We start from the raw sequence: 18,109 nt of genomic DNA, 5'->3' as shown, positions 1-18,109 counted from the left end.
GGCCAAAGGCCCGGCGGGGTTACGGGCGTGGTGGCGGAGGCCGACGGCGATGTTTGGGCGGCCGGTGAGCCGGAGGGGGCCGATGGCCAGTTCTCGAGGGCGGCCATGGCTTGGGGTGTGGCTCCGGTCCTCAGCCTCTCTATGGTCTGACCTGGTCACGTTCGGCGATGGCCTCGGACCGCCTGACCGTTCTACCCACGTCGTAGCGGGTGGCGGGCCGCCGGTTCTTCGATCCAAGTGGCCGTCCGGGACCGGGAGTTGAGGGTTTCGGCGCACGGGTCGGGCAGGCGAGGCGCGGGCGGAGGTTCCTGAACCCCCGGCGGACTCGGGCCGGGGTGAGGCGGCCGGGCCCGGCGGGCTTCTCCCACGGCCGTCGCAAGTCGGTGGCGGCCTGGCGGAGGAGGCGGAGCTGGGTGTGGGCGGCGATGACGCAATGCCGCGAAGTTAGGACTTGCGGAGAAACAAATCGTTGCTTCCCTGAGTGCTGGTCGTTGGCGTGGTATGGGGATGCTGGGCGGGGTTGAGGCGGATCTAGCCGCGAAGTTCGAGGCGTTGTTCCCGCATTTGGACGAGCGTCAGCGCCGGTTGGCCATGGGAGCGGAGGCCCGGTCGCTGGGGCATGGAGGGATCCGGGCAGTGGCCCGTGCAGCCGGGGTGCGTGAGGGCACCGTCTCCCGCGGAGTAGCAGAACTGGAGTCCGGGGTGGCCCCGTTGGATCGGGTCCGCCGGAAGGGCGGGGCCGCAAGCGGGCGGTGGATCTCGATCCCGGGCTGCGGCCTGCCCTGCTGGCCCTCGTCGAGCCGGACGTAAGGGGTGATCCGATGTCGCCGCTGCGCTGGACGACGAAGTCGACCCGCCACCTGGCCGGCGAGCTGACTCGGCAGGGCCATCGCATTTCAGCGGAAACCGTGGCCGACCTGCTGCGCGAGGAGGGCTTCAGCCTGCAGGGCAACGCCAAGACCATCGAAGGCAGGCAACACCCGGACCGCGACGGCCAGTTCCGCTATATCAACGAGCGGGCCAAGGAACACCAGGCCGCCGGGGACCCGGTGGTCAGCGTCGACACCAAGAAGAAGGAAGTGGTCGGCAACTACAAGAACGCCGGCGGCGAGTGGCACCGTGAGGGCGAGCCGGTCCAGGTGCGGACGCACGACTTCCCGGATCCGGAGCTGGGCAAGGCCATCCCGTACGGGATCTACGATCTGGCCGCGAACACCGGATGGGTCAGCGTCGGCACGGACCACGACACCGCCGCGTTCGCCGTGGAGTCCATCCGCCGCTGGTGGAACAGCCAAGGGCGCGGCGCCTATCCGCACTCCCGGCGGCTGCTGATCACCGCGGACGCGGGCGGCTCGAACGGCTACCGCACCCGCGCCTGGAAGGCCGAACTCGCCGCCCTGGCCCTGGAGACCGGCCTGGCAATCACCGTCTGTCACTTTCCGCCAGGTACTTCAAAATGGAACAAAGTGGAGCACCGGCTGTTCTCCCACATCACCATGAACTGGCGCGGCAGGCCCCTGACGAGCCACGAAGTCATCGTGAACAGCATCGCCGCGACGGCCACCCGCACCGGGCTGACGGTGCACGCCGAACTCGACACCACCACCTACGAGACCGCAGTCCGGATCGGCGACCGGCAGATGGATGCCCTGCCCCTGCACCGCCACGAGTGGCACGGCGACTGGAACCACACGCTGCGACCCGAGGCATACGCCCAGGCCAATGACGCACCGGACCCCTTCGACCAACCCAGCCCCGACCTCGCCTGGCTCTGCCACCCCGCCCTGACCGGAATGCCGGCCCACGAGTGGGACACACTGATCACCACGCTCACCGGCCTCCACGAGGACCAGCGAGAAGCCCACCTGGACAAGCGGCGCGGCCACCGGCCCCGTCTGGCGGCTCCCGGCACCGGACGGCGCCCCATGAACCCTCGCCGACCGGCTCCTGGCCACCCTCCTCCACTACCGGCTTGGACTCCCGCAGGTCGCCATCGCCCTCCTCTTCGGCGTCACCCCCGAAACCATCAACCGGCGCATCCGCGACATCCGCCAACTCCTCGGCACGGCCGGACACATCATCCACCCCGCCGACCACCAACTCGCCACCCTGGAGCACCTCTACGACCACACGAGCACGGTAGGCCTCACCGTCCCACACAAGATCAAGACAGCGAGTTAATAATCCGCAACCCCTTAAGGGACGTGGGGTGGTGTCAAGGTGTCGGCCGGGGTGATCTTGTAGGTGTTCGGTGCGGTGCGGGTCAGCAGAGCATCAGCCTGGGGTATCCCGCCTGGCCGAGCCGGCTGGCGGGGCGGCCCAGCCAGGCCCAGTTCCGTTCATGGCCGGGTACGGCCAGGCTGCTGCACCCGTCAAAGGCGACCGTCCGCCAGCGTCGGTAGCTCACTGAGCGCTCAGTGATCGGAGTACCACACATACGGCTGTCCATGAGCAACTGCCCATGCTGTCCTCCACGCTTGCCGTCTGCGAGATTCCCGAGGACGGTCCTGCTCGGCCCCTCCGCGAACTCCGCGCGGCCGTGGACGAGACGGTCACCTGGCGGCTGGCCGCCCAGTACACGCGCATTGCCCGCCCTGCCCGGTCTGCTCGTCGAACTGGCCCGTGCGAGCCTCAGCTGTTCTGGATGCGGCGGGCCGCAGCCACGAGGTTGGCAGGCAGGGCAGGACCAGCGCATGCGTGATCGATCAGCAGGCCGCGGTACGAGTCGTTCGGCAGATTCGGCGCCAGTTCGATGAGTTCGCTCAGTTCGGCGGGCGAGCCGGTAAGTCGTGCTCGGTAGGCGGCTCCGGCCGCGCGAAGTGTGAGCTCAGTCGGCTCGTGCTTCAGTCCCTGATCGATCAGCTGGACCGCCGCGGTGAAGTCGCCCTGTTCGGCGCGCACGTCGGCCAGGTCGAGACAGAGCGACCAGTTGGCCGGGTCCAGGGCAAGAGCGCGCTCGAACGCGGCCGCGGTCTGTTCAGGGTCACCCAGTTTGCGCCACGTACCCGCTCGCACGACTTCCGTCAGCATGATCCGCTCAATGGAGTCGGCCTGGTCGCAGAGGGCGAACGACGCATCGGTGAGACCGCATGCCCGCAGCAGGATCGCCATCTTGGCCAACGCCTCCGGCAACGGCTGGCGGGCAGAGACCGCGTCTATGGCATGGAACCAGGGCCGGAACCGTTCCCGCATGCTTTCGGTGTCCAGACCATGCCCATAGTCCATCGTCCGCATCGCGGCCTCGGCCAGCGCGTCGGAACTCACCACACCGAGAAAACGTTCATCGCTGAACCAGGGGGCTTTGGCCCATGCGATGTCGGGTTGCGCACCCGTAACCGATCCGATCGCCAGCGCCGCGTCGTCCATGTCGTCCTCAAGGAAGCTGATGTACGACTGCGCCAGTACCGCCCTCAACGAGCTGGCGTCCTGAACGACCTGGGCCAGTTCCGACGGCTTGTCCCTCCACAACTCGGCAAGAACCGTATAGGGCTCGGGATTCTCAGGCGCGGAGGCGATGGCACCCGCCAGATAGTGCACGGCTGCCGCTGGGCTGCCCCCGCAGTGCGCCATCACCCGCGCGAGACCTACTCCGGCTGCTACGGCCCGATGCGACACCGTCTGATCCACCCATCTCGAAGAACTACCGTGGGGCCGACGGTTCGCGACCGTCGGCCCCACATGCTTCTGGAGGGAAACCCCTCTGACCAGCGCCTACAGCACCGGCAAGTTCTTCCGCAGCTCGAACGCCGTGACCTCGCTGCGGTACTCCTCCCACTCCTGCCGCTTGTTGCGGAGGAAGAAGTCGAAGACGTGTTCGCCGAGGGTCTCGGCGACGAGGTCGCTGCGCTGCATGAGGGTCAGGGCCTCGCCGAGGTTCTGGGGGAGGGGCTCGATGCCCATGGCGCGGCGCTCGGCGTCGGAAAGGGCCCAGACGTCGTCCTCGGCGCCCGGCGGGAGCTCGTAGCCCTCCTCGATGCCCTTGAGGCCGGCGGCCAGGAGCATCGCGTAGGCGAGGTACGGGTTCGCGCCGGAGTCCAGGGAGCGGACCTCGACCCGTGCCGAGCCCGTCTTGCCGGGCTTGTACATAGGGACGCGGACCAGGGCGGAGCGGTTGTTGTGGCCCCAGCAGATGTACGAGGGGGCCTCGCCGCCGGCGCCCGCCGTGCGCTCGGAGCCGCCCCAGATGCGCTTGTAGGAGTTGACCCACTGGTTGGTGACCGCGGCGATCTCGGCCGCGTGCTTCAGCAGGCCCGCGATGAAGGAGCGGCCCACCTTCGACAGCTGGTACTCCGCGCCCGACTCGTAGAACGCGTTCCGGTCGCCTTCGAACAACGAAAGGTGCGTGTGCATGCCGCTGCCCGGGTGCTCACTGAACGGCTTCGGCATGAACGTCGCCTGGACGCCCTGCTCCAGCGCCACCTGCTTCATGACCAGGCGGAACGTCATGATGTTGTCCGCCGTGGAGAGGGCGTCGGCGTAGCGCAGGTCGATCTCCTGCTGGCCGGGCGCGCCCTCGTGGTGGGAGAACTCGACCGAGATGCCCATCGACTCCAGCATGGTGATCGCCTGGCGGCGGAAGTCCATGCCGACGTTGTGCGGGGTGTGGTCGAAGTAGCCCGAGTAGTCGGCCGGGGTCGGCCGTGAGCCGTCCGTCGGCTTGTCCTTCAGCAGGAAGAACTCGATCTCGGGGTGGGTGTAGAAGGTGAACCCCAGGTCGGAGGCCTTGGCCAGGGCCCGCTTCAGCACATACCGCGGGTCGGCGAAGGACGGGGAGCCGTCCGGCATGAGGATGTCGCAGAACATACGGGCGGTGCCCGGGGCCTCCGCGCGCCACGGCAGGACCTGGAACGTCGACGGGTCCGGCTTGGCGATCATGTCGGACTCGTACACCCGGGCGAAGCCCTCGATGGCCGAGCCGTCGAAGCCGATGCCCTCATCGAACGCCTGTTCCAGCTCGGCAGGGGCCACGGCCACGGACTTCAGGAAGCCCAGCACGTCCGTGAACCACAGGCGTACGAAACGGATGTCGCGCTCCTCCAACGTACGGAGCACGAACTCCTGCTGCTTGTCCATCTTCCGCTTCCATCCATTCCTTGCTGGTCAGGCCGCCTGCTCCCGAGCGACGGGAGACGATCGGGCACCTGAGCATCACACCACAACACCATTTCGTGCGCGTTGCGCACCTTGATCGGGAAACCGACCTCGGGCTGAACGCCCGGCGTACGGCAGGTGTACCGCTGGCTCTGCTGCTCTACCACTGCCCTATCGCTCTGCCGCCCATCTTGCCTGCTCGCGCCGACATCCGTAACGCCTGTGTCATTCTCCGGGCGACGGGACCGGTCCGCGGAGGGAGCATGGAGGCGGGATCCCTCGTTTACGAGAGGGAGCCGATCAAATTACGATCAGCTGGTCCGACCGTCCCATCCGCCTCATCCCCCACTAAGGACTCACGCCATGGCCGCCAAGAACAACAGCAGCGCGGCGCGCAAGGCGCGCATCGAGGAGATGCGCCGTGCCGAGCGCTCCCGGGAGCGCCGGAACCGGATCCTCACGATCGGTGCCAGCGTGCTGATAGTCGGCGGCCTCGTGGTGGGCGGTACGGTCCTGGTCCAGTCCCAGTCCGACGACAGCGGCAGCAACTCGGCGAGCGACTCCAAGGCCACGGGCAAGTGGAAGACCGGCTCGGACGGCGTGAAGACCTGGAGTACCAAGCTCTCCCAGAACCACGTCACCAAGTCCGTGGACTACCCGATGGAGCCCCCGGTCGGCGGCGACCACAACCCGGTCTGGCAGAACTGCAACGGCGACGTCTACGACAAGGCCATCAAGAACGAGAACGCCGTCCACTCCCTGGAGCACGGCGCGGTCTGGGTGACGTACAACAGCAAGGCCTCCGACGCCGACGTCAAGGCGCTCGCGGAGAAGGTCAAGAAGACCCCGTACACGCTGATGAGCCCGGTCGACGACCAGAAGGACCCGATCATGCTCAGCGCGTGGGGCGCGCAGCGCACGGTCACCAGCGCCACGGACCCGAACCTCGACAAGTTCTTCGAGAAGTACGTCCAGGGCGAGCAGACGCCCGAGCCGGGTGCCGCCTGCACCAACGGCGTCTCCTGACGACTGACGACTGACAGTTGACGATTGCTGACCGACGACAGCTGACCGACGACAGCGGCCTGGCACAGTGGGGAACATGAAGCACATCGGTTGGATCGCCTCCGGGGCGGCGGCGGTGCTCGTCGCGGCCGGGGCGATCACATACGCGGTCGCCGACGGCGACGACTCCGGCCTCGCGGCCCCCGCCGCCGACTCCGCGGACGCGGGGTTCGCCCGGGACATGGCCGTCCATCACCAGCAGGCCGTCGAGATGTCGTACATCGTGCGCGACCGCACGGACGACGAGGAGGTCCGGCGGCTCGCGTACGACATCGCGCAGACGCAGGCCAACCAGCGCGGCATGATGATCGGCTGGCTCGATCTGTGGGGCCTGCCGAAGGTGTCCTCGGACAAGCCGATGGCCTGGATGGGCATGGGCGACATGGCCTCCGGCGAGGACGGCGCCCTGATGCCCGGCATGGCCACCAACGCCGAGATGGAGAAGCTCAACACCCTCGACGGCAAGCAGGCCGAGATCTTCTTCCTCCAGCTGATGACCGACCACCACAAGGGCGGCATCCACATGGCGGAGGGCTGCGTCGCCAAGTGCACGGTCGGCGTCGAGAAGAAGCTCGCGCAGGGCATGGTCAACGGCCAGGAGTCCGAGATCACGCTGATGACCGGGATGCTCAAGGAGCGGGGGGCCGCGCCGAGGTCGTCCGCCGGGGAGTCCGGAGATGCCTCGACGGACGAGCCGAGCCCGTCCGCGTCGACGTCCGCGTCGACCGAGGAACACGAGGGGCACTGAGACTCGTGCGGCCCGGCCCCGGCAAGTGTGTCCTCTTCGACGTCGACGGCACGTTGATCGACGCCGTGGACAACCAGCGGCGGGTCTGGGGAACGTGGGCGGGGCGATACGGCCTGGACGCGGCCGAGGTCTACCGGGTGGCCCTGCGGACGCGACCGATGGAGACCTTCGCGGAGGTGGCTCCGGACCGGGACCCGGGGGAGTGCCTGGCCCTGCTGCACGAGCTGGAGGACGACGACGTCCGGTCCGGCGTCTACGGGGCCTTCGCCGGCGCGTCGGAACTGCTCAGCGCCCTGCCGCCGCGGTCATGGGCGCTGGTGACCTCGAACTACGAGCACCGGGTGCGGGGACGGTTCGCGCGTACGGGGCTGCCGGTCCCGCCCGTCCTCGTGGACGCCGCCGCGGTGGACGAGGGCAAACCGTCGCCTGTGCCCTATCTGCTCGCCGCCGAGCGGCTCGGCGTCCGGCCCGAGGACTGCCTGGTCATCGAGGACGCCCCCTCCGGAGTCGAGGCGGGACTGCGGGCCGGCATGACGGTATGGGGGGTCAACACGCCGACCCCGGCACCGGGCGTACACCGCCACTTCCCGGCCCTCAGCGATGCGGCCCCGGAGATCCTCGCCTTCGCCGGCGCTTCTGCCAGGTACTCCGGTTAGGCTCATGGCCGTACGACCTTGATCGGCTGGTTGGCTGATCGGCTTGATGCGACGGGAGGCCGGGGATGATGGCGCCGGGGCGCAGGAGCAGCACGTTCACGCGACTGCTGCGGCACGGTTTCACCGATCCCTCGGCCGCCGAGCGGCTGCTGGAGAGCGTCGAGCTGACGGCCGTACGGAACGATCCGGTGCTGTTGGACGCGCTGGGTGCCACGGCGGATCCGGATCTGGCGCTGCTGGGCCTCGTACGGCTGCTGGAGGCGCAGCCGGACCGTACGGATCGGCGGGAGGTGCTGGACACGCTGATAGCGGCCAAGCCGCTGCGTGACCGGCTGCTGGGTGTGCTGGGCGCCTCGGCGGCGCTCGGGGACCATCTCGCGCGCCACCCGCACGACTGGCGGGCGCTGGTGATGTACGAGCCGCAGGACCTGCACCCGGGCATCGAGGAGTTCGAGCGGGGCCTCGCCGAGGCCACCGACCCGGTGTCGCTGCGGGTCGCCTACCGCCGCTGTCTGCTCTCCATCGCCGCGCGGGACGTGTGCGGCACCACCGACGTCGCCCAGGCCGCCGCCGAGCTCGCCGACCTCGCCACCGCCACCCTCCGCGCCGCCCTCGCCATCGCCCGTGCCGCCGCGCCCGAGGACGCGGCCCAGTGCCGGCTCGCGGTGATCGCGATGGGCAAGTGCGGAGGCCATGAGCTCAACTACGTCTCCGACGTCGATGTCATCTTCGTGGGCGAGACCGCGGACGGGGCCGACGAACAGAAGGCCGTCCGCGCCGCCACCCGCCTCGCCTCGCACATGATGCGGATCTGCTCCGAGACGACGGTCGAGGGCACCATCTGGCCGGTCGACGCCAATCTGCGCCCCGAGGGGCGCAACGGCCCGCTCGTACGGACGCTCAGCAGTCATCTCGCGTACTACCAGCGGTGGGCGAAGACCTGGGAGTTCCAGGCGCTGCTCAAGGCCCGGCCGGTCGCCGGGGACCTCGAACTGGGGGAGGAGTACGTCGCCGCGCTCGAACCCCTCGTCTGGAAGGCCGCCGAGCGCGAGAACTTCGTCGCCGACGTGCAGCGCATGCGGCGCCGGGTCGTCGAGACCATTCCGGTCGCCGAGGTCGACCGCCAGCTGAAGCTGGGGCCGGGCGGGCTGCGGGACGTCGAGTTCGCCGTACAGCTGCTCCAGCTCGTGCACGGCCGCGCGGACACCTCGCTGCGCAGCGGGACCACCCTCGACGCGCTCGGCGCCCTCGCCGCCGGCGGATACGTGGGCCGCGCCGACGCCGCCCAACTCGACGCCGCCTACCGCTTCCTGCGCTCCATGGAACACCGCATCCAGCTGTACCGCCTGCGCCGCACCCACCTCGTCCCCGACGCCGACACCGACCTGCGGCGCATCGGACGCTCGCTCGGTCTGCGCACCGAGCCGGTCACCGAGCTGAACCGCGAGTGGCGGCGCCACGCGGCGGTCGTACGACGGCTGCACGAGAAGCTCTTCTACCGCCCGCTCCTCGACGCCGTCGCCCAACTCGCCCCCGGCGAGACCAGGTTGAGCGCAGACGCGGCCCGGACACGCCTCGTCGCCCTCGGCTACGCCGACCCGGCCGCCGCCCTGCGCCACCTGGAGGCGCTGGCCTCCGGAGTCTCCCGCAAGGCGGCCATTCAACGGACCCTGCTCCCCGTGCTGTTGGGCTGGTTCGCCGACTCGGCCGACCCGGACGCCGGACTCCTCAACTTCCGCAAGGTGTCGGACGCGCTCGGCAGGACCCCCTGGTATCTGCGCCTGTTGCGCGACGAGGGAGCCGCCGCCGAGAACCTCGCCCGCGTGCTCTCCGCCGGACGCCTCGCCCCCGACCTGCTGCTGCGCGCCCCCGAGGCCGTCTCACTTCTCGGCGACGGGGACGGTGGCGCGGGCGGTGCCGGCGGTGCCGGCGGTGCCGGTGGTGCGGGCGGGCTCGAACCCCGCGAACGCGCCCCCCTGGAACAGGAGATCCTCGCCGCCGTCCGCCGCGCCGACGGCGCCGAACAGGCGGTCACGGTCGCGCGCGGCGTACGCCGCCGCGAGCTGTTCCGTACGGCCGCGAGGGACATCGTCGGCTCCTACGGCACCGAGTCGTCACCGGCCGCCGCCGACCAGGGGGCGCTGGTGGACCTGGTGGGCGGCGCGGTGTCCGACCTCACGGCGGCGACCATCGCGGGCACTCTGCGTGCCGTCGTGCGCGACCGCTGGGGCGACACCCTCCCCACCCGTTTCGCGGTCATCGGCATGGGCCGCTTCGGCGGCCACGAACTGGGCTACGGCTCCGACGCCGACGTCCTGTTCGTCCACGAACCCCGGGAGGGCGCCGACGAACAGGAGGCTGCCCGCGCCGCCAACACCGTCGTCGCCGAGATGCGCCGCCTGCTCCAACTCCCCAGCGCCGACCCGCCGTTGCTGATCGACGCGGACCTGCGCCCCGAGGGCAAGTCCGGGCCGATGGTACGGACGCTGAAGTCGTACGAGGCGTACTACCGCCGGTGGTCGCTGGTGTGGGAGTCGCAGGCCCTGCTGCGGGCCGAACCGGTCGCCGGGGACGAGGACCTGGGCCGCCGCTTCGTCGAACTGATCGACCCCCTGCGCTACCCGCAGGGCGGGCTCGGCGACGACGCGGTACGCGAGATCCGCCGCCTCAAGGCCCGCATGGAGTCCGAGCGCCTGCCGCGCGGCGCCGACCCCACGCTCCACACGAAACTGGGGCGGGGCGGGCTGTCGGACGTGGAGTGGACCGTGCAGCTCCTGCAGCTCCGGCACGGCTGGCGCGAGCCGGGACTCCGGACGACCCGTACGCGGGCGGCGCTGGCGGCGGCGTGTGCGGCGGGTCTGGTGAGCGCGGAGGACGCGACGGTGCTGGACGAGGCGTGGGTCCTGGCCACACGGGTCCGTAACGCGGTGATGCTGGTGCGGGGGAGGGCGGGCGACACGTTCCCCTCCGGGGGGCGGGAACTGGCCGCGGTCGGCCGGTACCTGGGTTACGGCCCCGGCCGCGGGGGCGACATGCTCGACGACTACCGCCGCACGACGCGCCGCGCACGGGCCGTGGTGGACGCCCTGTTCTACGCCGACTGACTTCCCTCGCCCCCGCCGCCCCTGGATGGGAATGGGTAGGGGCGGCGGGTGCGAGACTCAGGTCTGGGACTGCCGCGCACGCCGGGCGTAAGCCCGAGCCGCCCGCGCACGGTCACCGCAGCGCGTGGAGCACCAGTGCCGGCGCCCATGCCGCAACAGGTACCGATTACAGGGACTCGACCCACACGCGGTGAGCCGCGAGGCATCGGCCCCGGTCAACAGATCCGCGGCATCCGCGGCCAACACCGCAAGCGCATGGTCGACGAGCTGAGTCGTCGGATGGGAAGCCGCCCGGTACATCCCCCGCCCCGGCTCCCAGTGCAGCAGCGACGCCGCAGGCGCCCGCGTCAGCGCGTCGTTGACGGCCGCGAGGGCGCTCGGCGGAGCCGGCTGCCCGTCCACGAGCGACGCGAACAACGCCCGGATCTGCTCCCGCAACGACCGCAACTGCGCCGCGCACATCTCCCGCATCCCGGCGTCCACCGGAGCGAGCCCGTGCTCGGTGAGCCACCGGTTCGCCGTCCCCGGCGTACCGAGCAGATCCAGGAACTGACCGCCGGGCAGCGCGAGCGCACTGTTGGCGAAATCGAGCGCGGGGTACTGCTCGGCCCCCGGCGCGGGCTCGACGATCACGGCCTCGTTCATGAATCTCATGGTACGGCTTGCCATCATCCGTGAGAAGCGACTACCGTCACTCACGGATAGACCTAACCCCATCCGTGAGAATCTCACGGATGTCCCGCACGTCATCCGTGAGGTGTTTCTGATGACCAACTCCGACATCCGCGTCCTCGGCGGCCCCACCGCCCTCATCCACTACGGCGGCCTCCGCTTCCTCACCGACCCCACCTTCGACGCCCCCGGCGACTACCAGCTCCCCGGCGGCCACACCCTCACCAAGACCGCCTCCTCCGCCACCACACCCGCCGGCCTCGGCCCCGTGGACGTGGTCCTGCTCTCCCACGACCAGCACCCCGACAACCTCGACCACTCCGGCCGGGCCCTCCTCGCCGACGTACCAGTCACCCTCACCACTCCCGGCGGCGCGACCCGCCTCGGCGGCACCGCTCGCGGCCTCGCACCCTGGCAGTCCACGGAGCTGCCCCGCCCCGACGGCGGCACCGTCACCGCGACGGCCACCCCGGCCCTGCACGGCCCCGAGGAACTCGGCACGGAGGAGGTCGAGGCGGTCGCCGGCGAGGTCACCGGCTTCGTACTGACCGCCCCCACCTTGCCCACCCTCTACGTCAGCGGCGACAACGCCTCGCTCACGCTGGTCAAGGAGATCGCCGCCCGCTTCGGCCCGTTCGACACGGCCGTCCTGTTCGCGGGAGCACCCCGGGGCAGCATCTTCGACGGCGCCCTGCTCGTCCTGAACAGCGCTCAGGCAGCCGAGGCCACCGAGATCCTGGGCGCCCGCCGCGTGATCCCCGTCCACTGCGACAGCTGGGGCCACTTCACCGAGGGACGAGACGACGTGACCGCCGCCTTCACCGCCGCAGGGCTGGCTGACCGACTGCAACTGGGGTGAGCCCCGTCACCTGCCGAGGCAGCGCATGTGGCAACGCCCCGTACCAGGCCCGGGCCACCGCGTAACCGAAGGCGAGGCACAGCATGCCGCCCACCGCGTCGAGCCAGAAGTGGTTGGCGGTGGCGACGATGACGACCAGGGTCAGCGTCGGGTACAGCAGGCCCAGCACCCGCACCCATGGCACCGAGGCCAGCGCGAAGATCGTCACGCCGCACCACACGGACCAGCCGATGTGCATGGAGGGCATGGCGGCGTACTGGTTCGACATGTTCTTCAGATCCCCGGAGGCCATGGAACCCCAGGTCTGGTGGACGACGACCGTGTCGATGAAGTTCTCGCTGGTCATCAGGCGGGGCGGGGCCAGCGGATAGAAGTAGTAGCCGACCAGGGCCACCGCCGTCGTCGCGAACAGCACCAGACGCGTCGCCGCGTAACGACCCGGGTGACTACGGTACAGCCACACCAGCACACCGAGCGTGACGATGAAGTGCAGTGTCGCGTAGTAGTAGTTCATGCCGACGATGAGCCATGTGACCGAGTTCACGGCGTGATTGACCGTCTCCTCGACGGCGATCCCGAGGTGGTGCTCCACCTCCCAGATCCAGTCGGCGTTCCTGAACGCCTGGGCCTTCTGCTCCGGCACCGCGTTACGGATCAGCGAGTACGTCCAGTAACTCACCGCGATCAGCAGGATCTCGAACCAGAAGCGAGGGCGGCGCGGGGTCCGCATCCGCTGTGCGAAACCCTGCCCCCGCGCATCCCCCGGCGCATCCGTGACCGACCGCGGAGCGGCCTGCTCCCGGCCTTCCTGCAGTGTCGTCACGGTCGAGTCACCCATGGGCACAGAGTTTGCCAGAAAAGCCATCCCCCACCGATCATCCTCTGGTCGGGTTCAATACGCACGCTCGTCGGGGTACGCCCCAGGGTTCCCTACTTCGCACGTATTGCACCATCCCCCGTTCTCTCCCCCTTGAGGACGAGTTCAGGAACGAGTGCGTTCCACCAGGGAACCCAGAGAACCAGGGGCCGAAGCGGTCGACCCCCGCACCACCAGTTCCGGCATGAACACGAACTCGCTGTGCGGCGCCGGCGTCCCGCCGATCTCCTCCAGCAACGTACGCACCGCCGCCTGCCCCATGGCCGGGACCGGCTTGCGGATCGTCGTCAGAGGCGGGTCGGTGAAGGCGATCAAGGGGGAGTCGTCGAAGCCGACCACCGAAACGTCCCGCGGGACCTGCAGACCCCGCTGACGCGCGGCCCGGATCGCGCCGAGCGCCATCATGTCGCTCGCGCACACCACCGCCGTACAGTCCCGGTCGATGAGCGCCATGGCCGCCGCCTGGCCGCCCTCCAGGGTGTAGAGGGAGTGCTGGACGAGCTCGGCCTCGACGTCCGCCGCGTTCAGCCCCAGCTGGTCCCGCATCGTACGGACGAAGCCCTCGATCTTGCGCTGGACCGGGACGAAGCGCTTGGGCCCCAGGGCCAGACCTATCCTCGTGTGCCCCAGCGACACCAAGTGCGTCACCGCGAGGTTCATCGCCGCGCGGTCGTCCGGTGAGATGAAGGGCGCCTGCACCTTGGGGGAGAAGCCGTCCACCAGCACGAACGGCACGCCCTGCGCCCGCAGTTGCTCATAGCGCTGCATGTCCGCGGAGGTGTCCGCGTGCAGTCCGGAGACGAAGATGATGCCGGCGACCCCGCGGTCGACGAGCATCTCGGTCAGCTCGTCCTCGGTGGATCCACCGGGGGTCTGGGTGGCGAGGACCGGGGTGTACCCCTGCCGGGTCAGCGCCTGGCCGATGACCTGGGCCAGGGCCGGGAATATGGGGTTCTCCAGCTCCGGGGTTATCAGGCCCACCAGGCCCGCGCTGCGCTGCCGCAGCCGTACCGGCCGCTCGTAGCCCAGGACGTCGAGGGCGGCGAGGACGGACTGGCGGGTGGTCGCGGCGACGCCCGGCTTCCCGTTCAGGACGCGGCTGACAGTCGCCTCGCTGACCCCCGCCTGGGCTGCGATGTCGGCAAGCCGTGTGGTCACAGCACTGGACTGTACCGGCCGGGTCTCCGCTTGCCCACCGGCCCGGCGCCGGGTGCGGGCGGGGATGCGGCCCGCTGCGGGCTGCTGCGTCATCGCGGTCCCTCGTGATTCTGGTCGGTGTCCGGTGCCCCGCGTCCGCAAGGCGCTGACGGGGTGATGATTCCCGCCGCCGCAAGGGATGGCAAGAGATTGCAGAGTCTTGCACACCCCCTCCCGTACGCGCCGATCACCTCTCTCGTATGCGCTGATCGCCTGGAAACCCAAGCGCCGTGAGGGCCCCGCACAGGTCACGACGGGGTAACCATCCGCGTTTCTTGCACTTTTTTGCTGCAAGACCTTTCGTGTCGCTTACATCGCTGTTACGTTCGGCCACGCCCGGCGGCGGCGACGGCGCCCCGGCACTCGGCAGCAGCGGCGGACGGGGCCCTCTGCCCAGCACACGGGCTTTCACCCTCAAGGAGATCTCATGCGGCGTGGCATAGCGGCCACCGCGCTGGTGGCGTCGATCGCCCTCACGGCGACGGCCTGCGGCGGAAGCGACAGCGGCGACTCGGCCGATGGTCCGGTCACCATCACCTGGTGGGACACCTCCAACGCCACCAATGAGGCACCGACGTACAAGGCCTTGGTCAAGGAGTTCGAGGCCGCCAACAAGGACATCAAGGTCAAGTACGTCAACGTGCCCTTCGACCAGGCGCAGAACAAGTTCGACACCGCCGCCGGTGCCTCCGGCGCCCCGGACGTGCTGCGCTCCGAGGTCGGCTGGACCCCCGCCTTCGCCAAGAAGGGCTTCTTCGCGCCGCTGGACGGCACCGAGGCCCTCGCGGACCAGGACAAGTTCCAGGACAGCCTGATCAAGCAGGCCCAGTACGAGGGCAAGACGTACGGTGTCCCGTTCGTCACCGACACCCTCGCGCTGGTCTACAACAAGGAGCTCTTCGAGAAGGCCGGCATCACCGAGGCCCCGAAGACCTGGGACGACCTGAAGAAGGCCGCCGCCACCATCAAGGACAAGACCGGCGTCGACGGCTACTGGGGCTCCACCCAGGGCTACTACGCCCAGACCTTCCTCCACGGCGAGGGCACCGACACCGTCGACGCCGCCGGCAAGAAGATCACCGTCAACTCCGCCGAGGCGAAGAAGGCGTACGGCACCTGGCTGGACCTCTTCGACGGCAAGGGCCTGCACAAGGCCGACACCACCGCCGACGCCTACGCCCACATCCAGGACGCCTTCGTCAACGGCAAGGTCGCCGCGATCATCCAGGGCCCCTGGGAGATCACGAACTTCTACAAGGGCAGCGCCTTCAAGGACAAGGCCAACCTGGGCATCGCCACCGTCCCGGCCGGCTCCACAGGCAAGGCGGGCGCCCCGACCGGCGGCCACAACCTCTCCGTCTACGCCGGCTCGGACAAGGCGCACCAGGAGGCGTCGCTGAAGTTCGTCAACTTCATGACCTCGGCGAAGTCCCAGGAGACCATCGCCCTGAAGAACTCCACGCTGCCCACGCGCGACGACGCCTACACCGCCGAGGTCAAGGCCGACCCGGGCATCGCCGGCTACCAGACCGTCCTCGCCGCCGCCCAGCCCCGCCCCGAGCTGCCCGAGTACAGCTCCCTGTGGGGCCCGCTCGACACCGAGCTGCTCGCCATCGCGGGCGGCAAGGAGTCCCTGGACAAGGGCCTGAGCAACGCGGAGACCGCGATCGCCAAGCTGGTCCCGGACTTCAGCAAGTGACCCCGAGTGGCCGCCGCATCCTCCGGCAACGGGGGTGGGATGCGGCGGCCACCGGCCCGCACCCGCCCGCTCAACCCCAGTGATCTTCCAGTGATCTTCCAGAAGGTGTCGAACGATGACAGTCGCCATCGACCGCGCGACCGGCAAGCGCCGCGGTGAGCCGGGCGGGCGCCCCGGCCCGCTGACGCGTCTGAAGCAGGGATACCAGCGCTACTGGTACGCGTACGCGATGATCGCCCCCGTGGTCGTCGTACTCGGCGTCCTCGTGGTGTACCCCCTGGTACGCGGCTTCTATCTCACCCTCACCAACGCCAACAGCCTCAACTCGGCGCGCAGGATCGGCGTCAACGAGATCGAGGCCACCTACGAGTTCATCGGCCTGGACAACTACGCCGACATCCTGTGGGGGCCGACCTCGTACGACCGCTTCTGGTCGCACTTCATCTGGACGATCGTCTGGACCGCGCTCTGCGTCACCCTGCACTACGTCATCGGCCTCGGCCTCGCGCTGCTGCTCAACCAGAAGCTGCACGGCCGCACCCTCTACCGGCTGATCCTGGTCCTGCCCTGGGCGGTGCCCACCTTCGTCACCGTGTTCGGCTGGCGGTTCATGCTCGCCGACGGCGGCATCATCAACGCCGGCCTCGAAACGCTGCACCTGCCGACCCCGCTGTGGCTGGAGGACGTCTTCTGGCAGCGGTTCGCCGCGATCATGGTCAACACGTGGTGCGGGGTGCCGTTCATGATGGTCTCGCTGCTCGGCGGCCTCCAGTCCATCGACACCTCGCTCTACGAGGCCGCCGAGATGGACGGCGCGAGCGCTTGGCAGCGCTTCCGGTACGTCACCCTGCCGGGCCTCAGAACGGTCAGCTCCACGGTCGTACTCCTCGGCGTCATCTGGACGTTCAACCAGTTCGCCGTCATCTTCCTGCTGTTCGGCGACACCGCCCCCGAGGCGCAGATCCTCGTGACCTGGGCGTACTACCTGGGCTTCGGGCAGCAGCCGCGTGACTTCGCGCAGTCGGCGGCCTACGGCATCCTGCTGCTGGCCATCCTGATCGTCTTCACCTCCGTCTACCGCCGCTGGCTGAACCGCGATGAGCAGCAGCTCGCGATCTGAGGCAGGAGCCACCATGAGTACGACCACTGTTGAGACCAAGGCTTCGGCGGGCCGCCGTACGACCGCGGACCCGGGCCCGGCCGCGCCCCGCGGGCAGCGGCGGCGGGGCGAGGTCGGCTTCGCGGGCGCCTTCGTCTCCCACGCGATCCTCACCGGGGCGAGCCTGGTCGCGCTCTTCCCGATCGGCTGGCTGGTCTACCTGTCCCTCGGCCCGGACAAGGACGACTACCTCCACCCCGAGCGCATCTTCGGCAAGATGACGTTCGACAACTACACGTTCGTGCTCCAGAAGACGTCGTTCTTCGACTGGCTGGTCAGCACGCTCGTAGTCTCGCTCGGCACCACGGTCATCGGCGTACTGATCGCCGCCACAACCGGTTACGCGGTCTCCCGCATGCGCTTCCCGGGTTACCGGAAGTTCATGTGGGTACTGCTGGTCACACAGATGTTCCCGGTAGCCGTACTGATGGTGCCGATGTACGAGATTCTCTCCGAACTCCAGCTCATCGACAGCTACCTTGGTCTCATCCTCGTCTACTGCTCGACGGCCGTGCCGTACTGCGCCTGGCTGCTCAAGGGTTACTTCGACACGATCCCGTTCGAGATCGACGAGGCCGGACGCGTCGACGGGCTGACCCCCTTCGGCACGTTCGCGCGGCTGATCCTGCCGCTCGCCAAGCCGGGACTGGCGGTCGCCGCGTTCTACAGCTTCATCACCGCGTTCGGGGAGGTCGCCTTCGCCTCGACATTCATGCTGTCGGACACGAAGTACACCTTCGCGGTCGGCCTGCAGAGCTTCGTCAGCGAGCACGACGCCCAGCGCAACCTCATGGCCGCCACCGCGGTCCTGGTCGCGATTCCCGTCTCCGCGTTCTTCTACGTGGTGCAGAAGAACTTGGTGACGGGCCTGACGGCGGGCGGCACGAAGGGCTGACGGCCCTTCTGGAAACAGACTCCCGTACGCCTTGCCGTACGGGTGGCGGCCGCGGTGTCCTCCCTCAGAGGGGGGACCCCCAGACCC

The 18,109-nt window shown here is 69.3% G+C and carries 13 protein-coding genes and 2 pseudogenes; 9 read left to right on the top strand and 6 right to left on the bottom strand.

The annotated features are described in order from the left end of the window. Positions 1–139: 139 nt before the first annotated feature. A pseudogene (locus tag F3T56_RS47930) lies at positions 140–430 on the bottom strand (NF041680 family putative transposase); the annotation flags it as partial. Between the two features lie 71 nt (positions 431–501). On the opposite strand from F3T56_RS47930, the pseudogene F3T56_RS18940 reads away from it, so the two are divergent. Next, positions 502–2,181: pseudogene (locus tag F3T56_RS18940) on the top strand (ISAzo13 family transposase). Positions 2,182–2,631: 450 nt separating this feature from the next. Here F3T56_RS18940 and F3T56_RS18930 read toward each other — a convergent pair. Both F3T56_RS18930 and F3T56_RS18925 read right to left on the bottom strand, forming a co-directional pair. Further along, positions 2,632–3,537, bottom strand: a complete 906-nt coding sequence (locus tag F3T56_RS18930) for a tetratricopeptide repeat protein (RefSeq protein ID WP_149826365.1) — start codon at positions 3,535–3,537, stop codon at positions 2,632–2,634. Positions 3,538–3,711: 174 nt separating this feature from the next. Then, positions 3,712–5,073: a glutamine synthetase family protein gene (locus tag F3T56_RS18925; RefSeq protein ID WP_149826364.1), complete on the bottom strand. Its 1,362-nt coding sequence runs from the start codon at positions 5,071–5,073 to the stop codon at positions 3,712–3,714. A 381-nt stretch (positions 5,074–5,454) separates the two neighbouring features. On the opposite strand from F3T56_RS18925, the gene F3T56_RS18915 reads away from it, so the two are divergent. From F3T56_RS18915 to F3T56_RS18900, 4 genes are all read left to right on the top strand, one after another. Continuing rightward, positions 5,455–6,117, top strand: a complete 663-nt coding sequence (locus F3T56_RS18915) for a thioredoxin-like domain-containing protein (protein ID WP_149826362.1) — start codon at positions 5,455–5,457, stop codon at positions 6,115–6,117. A 76-nt stretch (positions 6,118–6,193) separates the two neighbouring features. After that, positions 6,194–6,904 carry a DUF305 domain-containing protein gene (locus F3T56_RS18910; protein ID WP_246203693.1) on the top strand — a complete coding sequence of 237 codons (711 nt, stop codon included), beginning with the start codon at positions 6,194–6,196 and terminating at the stop codon, positions 6,902–6,904. Further along, on the top strand, positions 6,901–7,560 hold the full coding sequence (locus F3T56_RS18905) for an HAD-IA family hydrolase (RefSeq protein ID WP_149826446.1): 660 nt from the start codon (positions 6,901–6,903) through the stop codon (positions 7,558–7,560). The genes F3T56_RS18910 and F3T56_RS18905 overlap by 4 nt, the downstream gene beginning before the upstream one ends. Before the next feature lie 65 nt (positions 7,561–7,625). After that, a complete protein-coding gene (locus tag F3T56_RS18900; RefSeq protein WP_149826361.1) occupies positions 7,626–10,664 on the top strand; it encodes a bifunctional [glutamine synthetase] adenylyltransferase/[glutamine synthetase]-adenylyl-L-tyrosine phosphorylase in 3,039 nt (1,012 codons plus the stop codon). A 57-nt stretch (positions 10,665–10,721) separates the two neighbouring features. Here F3T56_RS18900 and F3T56_RS18895 read toward each other — a convergent pair whose 3' ends face one another. Then, the gene (locus tag F3T56_RS18895; RefSeq protein ID WP_149826360.1) at positions 10,722–11,318 is read right to left on the bottom strand and encodes a CGNR zinc finger domain-containing protein; all 597 of its coding nucleotides are present in this window, start codon (positions 11,316–11,318) and stop codon (positions 10,722–10,724) included. Between the two features lie 112 nt (positions 11,319–11,430). Here F3T56_RS18895 and F3T56_RS18890 point away from each other — a divergent pair, with 112 nt between their 5' ends. Further along, on the top strand, positions 11,431–12,195 hold the full coding sequence (locus F3T56_RS18890; RefSeq protein ID WP_149826359.1) for an MBL fold metallo-hydrolase: 765 nt from the start codon (positions 11,431–11,433) through the stop codon (positions 12,193–12,195). Here the strand turns inward: F3T56_RS18890 and F3T56_RS18885 are convergent. Then, entirely contained in the window at positions 12,155–13,033 is an 879-nt protein-coding gene (locus F3T56_RS18885; RefSeq protein WP_149826358.1) for a phosphatase PAP2 family protein, read from the bottom strand. The two genes, F3T56_RS18890 and F3T56_RS18885, sit on opposite strands and share 41 nt — an antisense overlap. A gap of 144 nt (positions 13,034–13,177) precedes the next feature. Beyond that, positions 13,178–14,230 carry a LacI family DNA-binding transcriptional regulator gene (locus F3T56_RS18880; protein ID WP_281291862.1) on the bottom strand — a complete coding sequence of 351 codons (1,053 nt, stop codon included), beginning with the start codon at positions 14,228–14,230 and terminating at the stop codon, positions 13,178–13,180. A 466-nt stretch (positions 14,231–14,696) separates the two neighbouring features. On the opposite strand from F3T56_RS18880, the gene F3T56_RS18875 reads away from it, so the two are divergent. The 3 genes from F3T56_RS18875 (at position 14,697) to F3T56_RS18865 (ending at position 18,022) form a co-directional block, all read left to right on the top strand. Next, a complete protein-coding gene (locus tag F3T56_RS18875) occupies positions 14,697–15,968 on the top strand; it encodes an extracellular solute-binding protein (RefSeq protein ID WP_149826356.1) in 1,272 nt (423 codons plus the stop codon). Between the two features lie 115 nt (positions 15,969–16,083). Beyond that, positions 16,084–17,088 (top strand): carbohydrate ABC transporter permease, encoded by a 1,005-nt coding sequence (locus F3T56_RS18870; RefSeq protein ID WP_149826355.1) that lies wholly within the window; start codon positions 16,084–16,086, stop codon positions 17,086–17,088. A gap of 13 nt (positions 17,089–17,101) precedes the next feature. Then, a complete protein-coding gene (locus F3T56_RS18865) occupies positions 17,102–18,022 on the top strand; it encodes a sugar ABC transporter permease (protein ID WP_149826354.1) in 921 nt (306 codons plus the stop codon). Positions 18,023–18,109 lie beyond the last annotated feature (87 nt).

Source organism: Streptomyces tailanensis (assembly GCF_008386495.1).
Taxonomy (GTDB): Bacteria; Actinomycetota; Actinomycetes; order Streptomycetales; family Streptomycetaceae; genus Streptomyces; species Streptomyces tailanensis.
The sequence above is the reverse complement of the archived record's forward strand: the minus strand, read 5'-3'. Positions and strand labels throughout refer to the sequence as shown.

What these genes read in the sequence shown, in the direction of transcription:
- F3T56_RS18925 (WP_149826364.1), bottom strand. Translation starts at nt 5,073, where the DNA reads ATGGACAAGCAGCAGGAGTTCGTGCTCCGTACGTTGGAGGAGCGCGAC.
- F3T56_RS18915 (WP_149826362.1), top strand. Translation starts at nt 5,455, where the DNA reads ATGGCCGCCAAGAACAACAGCAGCGCGGCGCGCAAGGCGCGCATCGAG.
- F3T56_RS18910 (WP_246203693.1), top strand. Translation starts at nt 6,194, where the DNA reads ATGAAGCACATCGGTTGGATCGCCTCCGGGGCGGCGGCGGTGCTCGTC.
- F3T56_RS18900 (WP_149826361.1), top strand. Translation starts at nt 7,626, where the DNA reads ATGATGGCGCCGGGGCGCAGGAGCAGCACGTTCACGCGACTGCTGCGG.
- F3T56_RS18895 (WP_149826360.1), bottom strand. Translation starts at nt 11,318, where the DNA reads ATGAGATTCATGAACGAGGCCGTGATCGTCGAGCCCGCGCCGGGGGCC.
- F3T56_RS18890 (WP_149826359.1), top strand. Translation starts at nt 11,431, where the DNA reads ATGACCAACTCCGACATCCGCGTCCTCGGCGGCCCCACCGCCCTCATC.
- F3T56_RS18885 (WP_149826358.1), bottom strand. Translation starts at nt 13,033, where the DNA reads ATGGGTGACTCGACCGTGACGACACTGCAGGAAGGCCGGGAGCAGGCC.
- F3T56_RS18875 (WP_149826356.1), top strand. Translation starts at nt 14,697, where the DNA reads ATGCGGCGTGGCATAGCGGCCACCGCGCTGGTGGCGTCGATCGCCCTC.
- F3T56_RS18870 (WP_149826355.1), top strand. Translation starts at nt 16,084, where the DNA reads ATGACAGTCGCCATCGACCGCGCGACCGGCAAGCGCCGCGGTGAGCCG.
- F3T56_RS18865 (WP_149826354.1), top strand. Translation starts at nt 17,102, where the DNA reads ATGAGTACGACCACTGTTGAGACCAAGGCTTCGGCGGGCCGCCGTACG.